The organism is Gudongella ferriphila, assembly GCF_046224405.1.
Classification (GTDB): domain Bacteria; phylum Bacillota; class Clostridia; order Tissierellales; family Tissierellaceae; genus Gudongella.
The window spans coordinates 18,495-32,596 of record NZ_JBJXRK010000027.1 but is presented as its reverse complement, the minus strand read 5'-3'; the positions used below and the strand labels follow the sequence as shown (position 1 = coordinate 32,596).

General features: G+C 41.4%; 9 protein-coding genes. 1 reads left to right on the top strand and 8 read right to left on the bottom strand.

From position 1 onward, the window contains the following. Window positions 1-59 precede the first annotated feature (59 nt). The 5 genes from ACKVDP_RS11360 to ACKVDP_RS11340 form a co-directional block, all read right to left on the bottom strand. Window positions 60-1,550 carry a class I SAM-dependent DNA methyltransferase gene (locus ACKVDP_RS11360; RefSeq protein WP_409228979.1) on the bottom strand — a complete coding sequence of 497 codons (1,491 nt, stop codon included), beginning with the start codon at window positions 1,548-1,550 and terminating at the stop codon, window positions 60-62. Window positions 1,551-1,559: 9 nt separating this feature from the next. After that, entirely contained in the window at window positions 1,560-3,032 is a 1,473-nt protein-coding gene (locus ACKVDP_RS11355; RefSeq protein ID WP_409228978.1) for a restriction endonuclease subunit S, read from the bottom strand. Continuing rightward, the gene (locus ACKVDP_RS11350; protein ID WP_409228977.1) at window positions 3,032-5,827 is read right to left on the bottom strand and encodes a type I restriction endonuclease subunit R; all 2,796 of its coding nucleotides are present in this window, start codon (window positions 5,825-5,827) and stop codon (window positions 3,032-3,034) included. The genes ACKVDP_RS11355 and ACKVDP_RS11350 overlap by 1 nt, the downstream gene beginning before the upstream one ends. 198 nt (window positions 5,828-6,025) lie before the next feature. After that, on the bottom strand, window positions 6,026-7,384 hold the full coding sequence (rlmD, locus tag ACKVDP_RS11345; protein WP_409228976.1) for a 23S rRNA (uracil(1939)-C(5))-methyltransferase RlmD: 1,359 nt from the start codon (window positions 7,382-7,384) through the stop codon (window positions 6,026-6,028). A 99-nt stretch (window positions 7,385-7,483) separates the two neighbouring features. Next, on the bottom strand, window positions 7,484-7,738 hold the full coding sequence (locus tag ACKVDP_RS11340; RefSeq protein ID WP_409228975.1) for a hypothetical protein: 255 nt from the start codon (window positions 7,736-7,738) through the stop codon (window positions 7,484-7,486). A 138-nt stretch (window positions 7,739-7,876) separates the two neighbouring features. Here ACKVDP_RS11340 and ACKVDP_RS11335 point away from each other — a divergent pair, with 138 nt between their 5' ends. After that, entirely contained in the window at window positions 7,877-9,040 is a 1,164-nt protein-coding gene (locus ACKVDP_RS11335) for an ATP-grasp domain-containing protein (RefSeq protein ID WP_409228974.1), read from the top strand. A 41-nt stretch (window positions 9,041-9,081) separates the two neighbouring features. Here the strand turns inward: ACKVDP_RS11335 and htpG are convergent, their stop codons facing one another. The 3 genes from htpG to ACKVDP_RS11320 all read right to left on the bottom strand — a co-directional run bounded on the left by htpG (window position 9,082) and on the right by ACKVDP_RS11320 (window position 14,092). Then, entirely contained in the window at window positions 9,082-10,947 is a 1,866-nt protein-coding gene (htpG, locus tag ACKVDP_RS11330; protein ID WP_458306246.1) for a molecular chaperone HtpG, read from the bottom strand. Window positions 10,948-11,045: 98 nt separating this feature from the next. Beyond that, complete coding sequence (locus ACKVDP_RS11325; RefSeq protein ID WP_409228972.1) at window positions 11,046-11,756, bottom strand: hypothetical protein; 711 nt, start codon at window positions 11,754-11,756, stop codon at window positions 11,046-11,048. Between the two features lie 2 nt (window positions 11,757-11,758). Then, a complete protein-coding gene (locus tag ACKVDP_RS11320; RefSeq protein WP_409228971.1) occupies window positions 11,759-14,092 on the bottom strand; it encodes an ATP-dependent DNA helicase in 2,334 nt (777 codons plus the stop codon). Window positions 14,093-14,102 lie beyond the last annotated feature (10 nt).

The following is a 14,102-nucleotide window of genomic DNA, read 5'->3' as shown; positions in this document are numbered from 1 at the left end:
GAACCGTCCCTTTGTCTTAACACCTCTATTTCTTTATGATCAGTTAGTAATTCACTCCATTAATCTTCTGAATTGCCGTTCAATGTGGCCATGATCTCTTTGAAGCTTTCTAGCCCAGCCTCAATATTCTCAATAATTTCATTTGCCAATATATCTGGCTCTGGAAGATTGTCTAAATCAGCTAAACTCTTATCTTTTAACCAAAATATATCTAAACTCGTCTTATCTCTCTCGATAATCTCTTCATAAGTAAACTTGCGCCATCTACCTTCCGGATTCTCTTCCGACCAAGTTTCTATACGATCGTGACGATTAGTTGGATTATAGCATTTTATAAAGTCTTCCAAATCTTCTAGAACCATTGGCTTTTTCTTCAACGTGTGGTGCACATTAGTTCTGTAATCGTAGAACCATATTTCATTTGTCCACGCATCTCTTGCTCCCGGCTTGTTATCAAAGAATAGGACATTTGCTTTTACACCTGGTTTATAAAATATTCCCGTAGGAAGACGTAGAATTGTATGGAGCTCTGTTGATTTCATCAATTCTTTTCTAACGGTTTCACCCGCACCACCTTCAAATAGTACGTTATCAGGCAATACAACAGCAGCTTCTCCCGTTTCTTTCAGTAAAGTTCTAATGTGCTGTAAAAAGTTCAGCTGCTTATTCGAAGTTGTCACCCAAAAATCTTGGCGATTGTAAACAAGATCTTCTTTTTCTTGTTCACCTTCTTCATTCGTAATTGTCAAACTTGATTTCTTACCAAATGGAGGATTTGCTAACACGTAGTCAAATCGCTTCCCTTCATCTGCCACCAGTGCATCAGCAGAAGATATGAATGTCTCCCCATCGATTTCACCAATATTGTGAAGAAACATGTTCATGAGACACATTCTTCTTGTATTAGCAACAATCTCATTCCCATAGAATGTTTTATTTTTTAGAAACTCTTTCTGATCTCTGTCCAAATTATGATTAGCTGTAATATGATCATACGCAGCTAAAAAGAATCCTCCAGTGCCACATGCTGGATCACTAATGGTTTTCATGGGATCTGGCTGTACACAGGCAACCATAGCTTGAATCAATGCTCTAGGGGTGAAATATTGCCCTGCTCCACTCTTTGTATCTTCTGCATTCTTTTCTAGCAATCCCTCATAAATTTTGCCTTTTAAGTCAGCCCCCATCATACTCCATTTTTCTTTATCAACCATATCAATGATTTTGAAGAGTTTTGCTGGATCTTGGATTTTATTTTGTGACTTCGTAAAAATCTGACCTAAAATGCCTTTTTCATTAGCAAGCTCTTTTAACGTTTTATTATAACGAGTTTCAAGTGCTGCTCCACGCTCTTTCTTTAAACTTTCCCAGTCACAACCCTCTGGCACATTAATTTTACGATTATAAGGTGGTTTTGCAAATTCATCGACCATTTTAAGGAACAACAAATATGTTAACTGTTCCAAATAATCACCATAACTCACACCATCGTCACGAAGAATACCTGCGAAACTCCATACTTTTGATATAATATTAGTTTGATTACTCATTTTTTAACCTCACTTCATTTCCTTGATTCTCTCTAAGAGTTTTTCAGCCGGTTCCCAGTCAGATTTTTTCCGACATTGTTCTAGTTCTACTTCACTTAATAATTTACCTTCAAATGCTTTCTTTAGTATGCTTTGCTTTAATGCTTTGGCTTTTTCAAGCCCTTCATCAATATTTAATAGAATATTGTCACATAGTGATAATCTTGTTTCAATTTCTGAAACCACTTGCTTTTGTTCCTCTATAGTTAAAAGAGGAAATGGTAATTCTTGAATAATCCCTAGATTAATTATATCCATAGTTGCACCATGGCTCTTAGTTGAATATATGCCTTTTAAATAGGTGCTTTCAAAATAGTACTTAAAAAATTCCGGCAAATAGAATTTATCCGCCAGACTAATCTTTATTAATCGAGGGTTTATTATACCTGGTAAGATATCATGTGGAAGAATTAAAATTTTACCAACTGTGCCTACTAAACTTATAAGTACATCCCCTGGCTTTACTTCACATGACTTTAATTCCTTAAACTTAGTCTCATCAACATAATAATCACCAATCTTCCAATCATTTGCTATAACTTGTTCTTGTCCATATATTTTGTAACCCTTTTCAACATAACAAGATTTTTTCAATGCAGATCCAAATGGGCCAGCTTTTATCGAATATTGGTCATGTCCATGTATTGAATCAACCTTAACCCACTTCCATCCGTATGGTAATCCTGCAAAACTCGACAATTCTGCAGTTGTAAAAGGAGTAAGCTTTTTTACCTTTCTAGGTTTTTTAGGTTTATTACCTTGTTTTTCATTTAATTTCCAACTATCAACGTCTTTTTCCCAATCTTTTAATTGCTTTTCATAGTACTTTTCTCTTTCATCACTAATTTGTTTAATTATATTATCTACAGAAAGTAACTCTGATTGTCCCTCTCGCCATTCCTTCGTCAACTCCCCTTCAAATGCTTTCTTAAGTACAGCTTGACGATAGATTCCCAACTTTTCTTTCGCTTTATCGAGATTTGCGATTCCATTATCGAGTTCGCTAAGCAATTCCTCTATTTTTGATACTATAGCCTTTTGTTCAACTAATGGAGGCAATATAATAGGCAATTTTGAATATATCGAAATCCAATACCTTTTATGCGTATCTGTGTTATGCTGTATTGTCTGCATGTAGTAATAAACATACTTTAAATTTACCCACTTTGAAGTTGGAACCAGTATTTTCATCGCTGAAGATTTAACTTTGAATCTAAAATTCACATATTTTGATGCAGTAGTAAAATCATCAAATATTATTACAGGTAAACTATTAAAAACATTGTGTTCTTCATTTGTATAACCTAGTACAAAAGTCTTTCCTGGAGTTAATACTGGAATATTGTATCTATTACTATACTCAGTTGAATCAACTATATAGTTAGTTGGTTGAATATAGTCAAGTAAGTCTTCTATTTTAATTTCTACCCATTCTTCTCTCATTACGCTACCAACACCTCATTTAACTCATCAATTATTTCATCCATCATGTCACCAAAAAGCGCATACATCTTTCCTCTGCCACCTTGAGAGTCAAAAGGTGTATAGTCAAGATCATCCATTTCCACGTGGAAACTTGTTGCTATATGATCTTTAATCATTCTTAGCCAATCCATCTGTTCTTCAGTAAACTTCAAAGAACCTGCTTGCTTGCCAAAGACCCACGTTTGAAAATTCCTATCCACTGTTTTGTTGTATGGTGTCAGCTGCTGATCAATACCCGTAGCTCTACGAATCAATGACACCAACGCAACCAACTCGCTCTTCGGATTATTTCCTTTTACTTCTTCCAATTGAGCATAAGCATCCCAAACATAATGTGGGGCAAGTTTTGGTTTTTCTAACTTTAGTTTCTCGAATACTTCTTTAATCATCTTGAAGGTGAGTTCTCGCCTTCTATGTGGTTGATCATAGAATATACTTAGAGCCATGATTTCATCCTTATTAGCTTCAATATACTCTTTGAAATCTTTAACTAACTCTTGCGCCTTTTCAATAGTAAAAGTATCCCATTCAGCTTTTATAACCTTGTCTTGATTCACAATATCAATAATCTGTTCATGCACTTTTCGAACATTTTCAATATACTCATTTAGCTCCCCTGTAAACGTTTTGGATGCATGAACCACTAATTCTTCTTGAATCTGTTTCCGGCAAGCTTCTTCTTTAGCAGGTGATAACTCAGCTTCAGGAATTGCATCTATTAGGACTTGTGCTTTAGATTCTATAATATCTGGATCATAAGCATCAAGTAAGTCCTTAACAGCTCCGTTCATAGTCTTACCGTTACTCAGTTCTTTAAACTTATATTTTTCTTCCTCTGTAAGTTGTTTCTCCAAACGTATTAGCCGGTTAGCAAGTGATGTGAATAAATCTTCATCCTCCACACCCATAGCAACAGCACCTAAAAGATCTTTTAATGGTACACTAGGCTTTCTTTCAAGTGGCCTACTGTCTGTTTTCTTTGACTTTGTGGCTCCAACAGCATCAATAATTACAAAATGAGTTTTTGTATGTTTTGCTGTACGAGTAACACGTTTTAAGTCATCGAATCCAATCGTTCGAGTTCCACGACCTTTCATCTGTTCAAAATAGTTGATACTTTTTACATCCCGCATGAATAATAGAACCTCAAGAGGTTTCACATCGGTGCCTGTGGCAATCATATCTACAGTCACAGCAATCCTTGGAGCCCAAGAGTTTCTGAAACGATTTAGAACAGATTTTGGATCTTCATCAATTTTATAAGTAACTTTCTTGCAAAAGTCATTGCTCTCGTCAAACTCCTCGCGAATAATCTGAATGATGTCGTCAGCGTGACTATCTGTTTTTGCGAATACCAATGTTTTCGGCACTTCAAACACACCGTTTTCATCAAATCGGTCTGGGAAAATCTTTGGCAATGCTTCCCTGTATGCTCTGATCACATGCCTAATCTGACTTGGATTTACCACATCCTTATCTAGTTTGTTAGATGTATATACATAATCTTCATCGAGACGCTCCCAGCGCTTTTGACGTGTCAGTTTCTCTCTCTTATCAACAAACTCATGAGCTTTGATTTTGGAACCTGCTTTAGTAATTTCCGTTTCAATTGTAAAAACATCATAAGGAACATTAACTCCATCAACAACAGATTCCTCATAAGTGTACTCACTTACAACATTTTCATTAAAAAAGCCGAATGTCCGCTTATCTGGTGTGGCTGTAAGCCCTATCAGGAACGCATCATAATAATCCAACACTTGCTTCCACAAGTTATAGATTGATCGATGACATTCGTCTATGATAATGAAGTCAAATTGCTCTATCGGATTCTTATAAGAGTATTCTACAGGCATAGGTTCTTTTTTCTGCCACTGCCAGTTCTTTTCATTCGGATTTTCTTCCTCTGCGGATTCTTCAAGTTCTTCACCTTTTAGTATAGAGTACAACCTTTGAATCGTAGAAATACACACTTGACTATCCGAAGATATGTAACTGGAATTTAAACGCTGTACATTGTATAATTCAGTAAATTTTCTGTTATCGTCCGTTGGCTGATATTTTAGGAATTCCTGTTCTGCTTGTTCTCCAAGATTTTTAGTGTCTACCACAAAAAGAATCCTCTTTGCATCTGCAAATTTCAATAATCTATAGACAAAGGTACACGCTGTGAACGTCTTCCCTGCACCTGTTGCCATTTGAATAAGTGCTTTCGGCCTGTTATGTTTAAAGGATGTTTCCAAGTTCTCAATCGCATTAATTTGTGCTGGACGCAAACCTTCTTTATCTAATATCGGCAGCCCATTTAATCTTTTCCTCAATGTTTCAGGTTGCTTATGCCATTCTAGTAGTGTGGAAGGCTTATGAAAACTGAACACCTCTCGTGATCGAGGTTTAGGGTCTCTATAGTCTGTGAATCTTGTTAAAATACCCGTACTCTCATACACAAATGGCAGCGGTTCTTTATTCAAATTATACTTAAGTTTAGCTTGTGCATAACCAGATGATTGATCTTCAGCTACCGTAATTCGTTGTCCTTCTTCATCCTTTTTGGCTTCAATCACTCCGACAGGTTTCCTATCTACAAAAAGAACGTAGTCAGCTGGTCCAATATCTGTTTGATATTCACGAATGGCAACGCCTGGACCTGCAGATAAATTTACTTTGTCCTTTGATTGAACAACCCAACCTGCATCTGATAACATGCTATCTATACAATCTCTGGCAATCTGTTCCGGATTCTGATTCACCATACTTCCCCCCTCTTTCTATTTAGATTAAAGTCTCCACTCCTAAAATTTTCCTATTACACTAGATTATAGCAAAGTTTATGTTATAATCATATGCTAACTAGTAATTATTTTCCAAAAATTGAGTCGTTATACAAAACCCCTTTAGAATCTCAAAACTGAAATTCTAAAGGGGCAACATTTATTTAGGTTAATTTTTCATTATTTCTTAACCATCTTAACAACGACTTCTGTATGAGGTGTACGAGGGAACATGTCCATGCATTTCACTCTCTTGATATCATATCCCCTGTCCTTGAAAATCTTAAGGTCCCTTACAAGAGTCACCGGGTTGCAGGAGATGTAAACAAATTCCTCGGGGTTAAAGTCTATGATCTTGTCAATTGCCTTTGGGTGGATTCCGTCCCTTGGTGGATCTATTATAATCAGGTCCGGCGTATCTTCCAGCTCCTCCACTCCCTTGAATACGTCATCTGCTATGAATTCCACATTGTCCAGATTGTTGAGCTTGGCGTTCTCCCTTGCCATGTCCACAGCCTCTTCAACAATCTCAATTCCAACAACCTTCTTTGCCACTGCTGCCATCATCTGGGCTATTGTTCCGGTACCGGAATAAAGGTCAAATATTATTCTGTTTTCCTTCTCTCCTGCAAACTCCCTGGCTATTGAGTAGAGCTTTTCCGCACCTGTGGTGTTTGTCTGGAAAAAGGAGAAGGGTGATATCTTGAATCTGAGTCCAAGGATCTCCTCGTGGATTATATCCGTGCCAAATAGGATATCCAGCTTGTCTGCCGTTACCGTGTCTCCCAGCCCATCGTTTGTAGTATGAAGTATTCCTGTGATCCTTCCTTCAAGGTTGGATAATGAAAGAAGGGCTTTCACAAAGCTTTCCCTGTCAAAGTCCATCTGGCTTGTGGTTACAAGGTTCACCAGTATCTCCCCTGTACTGCCCGCCCTTCTTATGACAAGATGTCTAAGAAGTCCTTCATGAGCCCTTTTGTTGTAGAAGGGCAATCCAAGCTTGTCAAAGTGGCTTCTTACAGCTTCCCTTATGGTCGTGAAGTCCCCGTTTACAATGTTGCAGTGGTCGGTGTTTACAACCTCATAGAACCTGCCCTTCATATGGAGGCCAAGTGCCAGTGGTCCATCCTTTTCCTCATCCCCAAAGGTGTATTCCATCTTGTTTCTGTAGCTCCTAAGATCAGGTGATTCCTCAATCCCTTCAACCTGAACTCCAAGTCCCTCCCTGTCAAAGAGATCCTGGACCTGGTCTAGCTTAAGGTTCCGTTCATTCTCATAGGTCAGCGACTGGTAGGTGCAGCCTCCACAGACGTCCTTGTGGGGACAGCCCTCCTCTGTCTCAAGTGGTGATCTCTCCAGCACCTGGATAAGCTTTGCCTCCCAGTAGTCCTTTCTTCTCTTGGCAACCTTTGCCATTACCTTCTGACCTGGAAGTCCACCCTTGATCCTAATGTTCCTGTCTTCAAAGGTTCCCTTTCCCTTGTTTGGAAAGTCCACCTTCTCTATGTTAAACTCTATAACTCTCGATTTTCTTGACATCCTTATCCTCCTGACATAATTAAAGGGAGACTCTTTTGTCTCCCCCTTTTCCTGCTAGTCTAATTATATAGAAAATCCAAGGGTTTTTCAATGAATTTCCTAGCCTCCACCCCTAAGAAAGCTCCTTCTAAGATCCTCCAGGAAATCATCTGAAATTTCTTCCTCCAGCCAGATGTCCAGCTTGATTGCCTTAAATGGAAAAGCTCCCACCATTCTCTTGAACTCATCTCCCACAACCACTTCCCAGCCTTCTCCAGAGAACTTGCCTTCTCCAAGGTCTATTCCCTTATCACTGAAGTATTCCAAAAACTCCTCCCTTTCAAAGGATGAGTAAGTTTTCTCAATATGTAGCATAATCCCACCACCTCTCTTTTAAGTATACCCCAAATGCATTGCTGGATATTGTCCAATTTGACAATTATTGAATCTATCTGTTATTTTATCACTTTAAATAGGTATATATGTTGTATTAAATCGAAAGGGGGAAATTACATGAACTACATATTCATATCTCCTGAATTCCCTTCAAACTTCAAGCAGTTTTCCATCCGCCTCAAGGAGGAAGGGGTAAATGTCCTTGGCATAGGCTCCCAGGAATATCAAAGCCTTGAGCCCGAACTGAGGTCTGCACTGACTGAATACTACAGGGTTGATTCTCTGGATGACTATGACCAGGTTCTAAGGGCAACGGCCTTTCTTACCTTCAGACACGGAAGGATCGACCGGATAGAATCCCACAATGAACACTGGCTTGACCTGGATGCAAGGCTTAGAACAGACTTTAACGTCCCAGGCTTTAAGACTGAGGACATTGCCTTTGTAAAGCACAAGTCAAAGATGAAGGAAATTTTCATATCAGCAGGAATCCCCGTCGCAAGGGGCAGGATTGTCCACACCATCCAGGATGCCCTGGAACTTATTGCAGAAACAGGATATCCCGTTTGTGCCAAACCTGATGTTGGAGTTGGGGCATCCTTTACCTACAAGATTCACAACGAGAACGAGCTAGCGGCCTTTTTCGATGAAAAACCCCATGTTGACTACATCATGGAGGAGTTCATCGATGGTGAGATCCATACCTTTGACGGTATAGTTGACGGCGATGGCCAGCTTTCAGCCATGTCCTCAATGCATTACGGTCTGGGACTCATGGAAACCGTAAACTATGGGATGGACACCTTCTTCTACATTGAGAAGGATATCCCGGAAGAAGTCATCGAACTGGGCCAAAAGGTGCTGGATGCCTTTAACCTTAGGGAAAGGCTGTTTCATTTCGAATTTTTCAGACTCCAGGATGACAGCATAATAGCCCTTGAGCTTAATGCTAGACCCCCTGGCGGGCTATGTCTTGATGTTATGAACTATGCCATGGATGCAGATGTCTACAGGCAGTACGCCCAGGTGGTTGCTGGAAAGAATCCTCCACCTCTTCTTGAAAGGGTCCACAACTGCGCATTTATAGGACTGAAAACCACAATGAATCCCCTGCTCCATACAGAGGAAAAAATCTATGAGCTGTATGGGGACCTTATAGTGTATGATCAGCCAAACCCACCCCTCTTCCACGAGGTAATGGGAGAGCAGGCCATGATTGTAAGGGCTCAGGATCTTGATACCTTAAGGGAGGCAGTTGAATTCATAACAAGACGTTATTAAATCAATCCCCCATCCGAAATATGGATGGGGGATGTTTATTGCTACATAAGCCTTGCTATCTTGTTTGCAAAGTCAACGGGATCCTCAATTGGGAGGCCCTCGATTAGTCTTGCCTGATCGTACAAAAGCTCAGTGTAGAGCTCAAACTTTTCCTTGTCGTCCTTATGTGCAGACTTAAGCTTTGTAAATATCTCATGGTTGGGGTTTATCTCAAGGATCTTCTCTGCATGGACATCCCCTGCATTTGGCATTGTGTTAAGGACCTTCTCCATCTCGATTGAGATCTCGCCCTCTGTTGCAAAGCAAACAGGATGATTCTTAAGCCTCTTGGAGAACCTTACCTCCTTGACCTTGTCACCAAGGGCCGCCTTCATCTCCTGGAATATCTCCTTGCCTTCCTCCTTGTCCTCTTCCTTGACCTCATCTTCCTCAATTCCAAGGTCTTCACCTGATACTGACCTGAATTCCTTGTCTCCGTATTCATTAAGAACCTTTATTGCAAACTCATCCACCTCATCTGTAAAGTAGAGGATTTCATAGCCCTTGTCCTTGACAAGCTCTGTCTGAGGCAGTCTGTCAATCCTGTCCACAGACTCTCCTGTGGCATAGTAGATGTACTTCTGGTCCTCTTTCATCCTTTCCAGGTATTCCTTAAGGGTCACCAGCTTTCTTTCACTTGAGGAGTAGAACATCAGCAGGTCCTTAAGCCTATCCTTGTTTATTCCATAGTCTGAGTAGAGACCGTACTTAAGCTGCTTTCCAAAGTTGTCGAAGAAGTCTTCGTACCTCTCCCTCTGGTTTTCCTGAAGGTCCATAAGCTCATCCTTGATCTTTTCCTCAATCTTTTTTGCCATGAGCTTGAGCTGTCTGTCATGCTGGAGCATTTCCCTGGAAATGTTCAGTGACAGGTCCTCTGAATCCACTATTCCCTTTACAAAGCTGAAATAGTCCGGCAGAAGCTCAGGACACTTGTTCATAATAAGGACTCCACTTGAATACAGCTCAAGTCCCTTTTCGTATTCCTTTGTATAGTAGTCAAAGGGTGCAGATGATGGAATATAGATGATCGCATCGTATCTTAGCATCCCGTCTATTCTCATATGGCTCCACTTTAGGGGCTTGTCAAATCCAAAGTGCTTTTCAGAATAGAAGTTCTCGTAATCCTGATCCGTCAGCTCATTCTTGTTCTTTCTCCATATGGGTACCATTGAATTTATGGTCTTTTCCTCAAGTACTGTTTCATAATCGTCCGAGTCTTCCTTTTTCCTGTACTGGGAAACCATCATCTTTATTGGGTATCTTATAAAATCTGAATACCTCTTGACTATTCTCTTTAGTGTATGCTCATCCAGGTACTGGTCGTAATCCTCATCCTCAGTTGATTCCTTAAGGTTAAGGACTATTTCTGTTCCCAGGTCCTTCTTGTCTGTTTCCTCAATGAAGTAGCCATCTGCACCTTCGGAAACCCATCTGTAGGCGGTTTCCTCACCAAAGGCACGGCTTGAGACCTGAACCCTGTCCGCCACCATAAATGCCGAATAGAAGCCAACCCCAAACTGACCGATTATGTCGTAGCCATCCTTCATCTGGACGGCCTTCTTGAAGTTCAGGGACCCGCTTTTTGCAATTGTTCCCAGATTGTCCTCAAGCTCCTCTTTAGTCATTCCTATTCCCATGTCCCTTATGGTAAGGGTTCTGTTTTCCTTGTCAGCGGAAATTCTGATGTAGTAGTCGTCCTTGTTGAATTCTATTGAGTCATCTGTAAGCGCCTTGTAATATATCTTGTCGATTGCATCAGAGGCGTTTGAAATCAGCTCCCTTAGGAAGATCTCCTTGTGGGTGTAAATGGAATTGATCATCAAGTCCAACAATCGTTTGGATTCCGCTTGAAATTCCTTTCTTTCCAACCTTATCCTCTCCTTTGTCATAATAGAAATTAGCACTCAGGTGTATAGAGTGCTAATTTAAAATTACCATATGTTTTTATCCTTGTCAACATCCATTTCTAGTAGGGTAGGACCGTGAGTATATACCCACCTGCAAGTAGGCTTAGAATATTTGCAAGCAGGACAAATAGTACTCTTCTCCACTTTTTATGCTCCTTCAGGAGATTCAGGAATGCAACCATCTCAACCACTATTATTACAAATTCATAGAAGACGAGACTAAAGAAAAGGGAATAGTCGTTGTAGGTCACCGTATTTATCCAAAGATTCAAGGCACCCTGTGTAATAAGGTTCACAACAAGGAATATGGTCCATGACCTCTTGCTCCTAAAGCCCATTAGGAAAAATACAAGGCCTTCTATCATAAGGGTCAGTGCAACCCTAATTATAACATACACAGCTGCCCTTACTGGGTCCTTGCCCTCTATAAGGGTGCCGTCGTCAAGGTCCAGTGTATATACATTATGGTAGGCCTTGGTCAGTTCCCCCACGGGAACCCTCAAATCATAGCCACCGCCGGATGCCCTAAGGTACAAATCATCCACAGGATCCGTCTCCCTTTGGTAAAAGAGAAAATAGCTTTCAAAAGCCTTGTCCCTTCTTGAAGCCTCTATGTACTCTTCTCCGTCTCCCACGCTAACCACTAGCTCTTGTGGAGCTCCCGGCACTATAAGCAGTATTGAGGGAGGCTCGGAGGCATTTCCCCAGGCTGGAATCCCCAGGAGAAGCACTGCCAATATTCCCATTAAGATTATTTTCCACCTTTTCATATCTATCCCTCCCAGAAGCTTTCCAGAAATTCTCTCTGACCACTTATGTCCCATACCTTCCTGTAGCCCTTCCATTCAGGGGGCATCAGTCTCTTGTAGGTGTTCTGAAGGTACCTGTCATCTATCAGGAGTACCGCTCCCCTGTCCTCTTCCGTCCGTATTACCCTTCCAACCGCCTGAAGCACCTTGTTCATCCCCGGGTAGGTGTAGGAGTAATGGAAACCCTCACCAAGGGTATGGTCAAAGTAATCCCTGATTATGTTCCTTTCAAAGCCGATCTGGGGCATTCCCACACCGACTATGACCGCTCCGATCAGTCTGTCCCCGGAAAGGTCTATCCCCTCGGAAAAAACTCCTCCAAGGACAGCAAAGCCAACAAGGTTCTCACCATCCTGGAAGGACTCCAGAAACTCCTCCCTTTCCCTTTCGTTCATGGCTCCCCTCTGGATAACTGTGTTGATTTGAGGGAAACTATCCACAAATTCCTCGTATATCCTGTTCATATATGTGTATGAAGGAAAGAACACCATGTAGTTTCCCTCACGTGATCTTACAAAATCCCTGATCATCTCCATAATTTCCTGGTAGGTCCCTTCCCTATCCCTGTATTTTGTGGAGATGTTACCCCTTATGGCAAGCCCAAGGTTTTTCCTGGGGAAGGGGGATTTCAGCCTGATGTTGTAATCCTCCTCACCTCCACCAAGAAGGTTCATGAAATAATCCATAGGAGTCAGGGTAGCTGAGAAGAATACCGCAGAGAGTCCCCTTTTAAGGGCTCTTTTTATGTGACCGGAGGCATCCACACAGAACAGCCTCAGCTTCACATCCCCAGACACTTCCTCCAAGGTTGTGACAAAGCTGTCATCATACATATCCGATATCCTTATGAAGCTTGTCAGCTGAAAATACAAATCAAGGATATCATCATAACCCTGTGCATCCCTCTTTTCCAAGAGGAAGCCTTCCATGTTGGCAAGTACCCTCTTTATGGGAAAGTATAGGTCTGTTATCTCCTCCTTCTGGTAGTAGTCTTCCTCCTTAAGATTATTGTTCCTGTTCTCATTTATTATCTTTATTATTCCATATAGGGACTTGTACAGTTTTGGATCAAGGTCCTTCGTTATCCTTCTTGCATTCAGGAGCACCGACTTTTCAAGGGTTGCTGAAAACATCTCCCTAGACCTGTCCACCAGATTGTGGGCTTCATCAATGAGAAACACATACTCCCCCTTCTCCATGTCAAAGAACCTCTTAAGGTATACCTGGGGGTCAAACACATAGTTGTAGTCACATATTATGACATCTGAAAAAAGGCTGATATCCAATTGGAATTCAAAGGGGCAGACATTGTGCTTCCTTGAATACTCCAGGACCGTCTCCCTCTTTAGAAAATCCTCATTCTTGAAGATGTCCATGATTGCATCGTTTACCCTGTCAAAGTGCCCCTTGGCATAGGGACAGTCCTTGGGGTTGCACTTTACCTGATCATTTAGGCACACCTTGTCTTTTGCGGTTATGACAAGGGTCTTTGCCCTAAGTCCCCTGTCACTTAGAAGCTCCATTGAATAGAGGGGTATCTCCCTTGTGATGGTCTTTGCCGTCAGGTAAAAGATTTTTTCCACTGAGTTCTCACCCATTACCCGGATGGCAGGGTAGAGAACAGACATGGTCTTCCCGATCCCGGTTGGTGCCTGTGCAAAGAGAGCCTTCCTTTCCTTTATGGTCTTGTATGCTGCAACCGCAAGCTCCCTTTGTCCCCTTCTGTATTTTGGAAAGGGAAAGTCCAGGTCCAATATGGATGTGTTCCTGTCCTCCCTCCACGAGAATGTGAGGCTTGCCCAGCCTATGTATCTTTGCAGGAGGTCCATAAAAAAGCTTTCCGATTCACTGAAAGAGAGGGTTCTTCTGATCCTTCTGGTATCCTCCGTTTCCAGGTGAAAATATGTAAGCTGGACCTGTATCTCTGAAAGCTCCTTTTGCAGGGCATAGAAGTATCCATAGCAGATGGCCTGGGCCCAGTGCCTCAGGTTCAGTCCTTCCCCCACCTCATTGAGGTCCCTGGTGGTGCTCTTGATCTCATCCACAATCACACCATCCTCCCCAAGGAGTATGCCGTCCGCCCTTCCTTCAACCATAAAGCTAGTATCTCCAAGCTCTACCTGGTGCTTTAGGGTGACCTCCTTAAGGTCCTTCTTTCCATAGGTTTTCTGGACCTTCTGATGGGCAAGGGTTCCCTCAACAGCCCGTGACATGGATTGAAACCGGTTGTCGATGTCACCGGAGCGAAGGACGTATTCAACTAGATTCCTGACGGAAAGCTTAACCTGTCGTGTCATATGGACACCT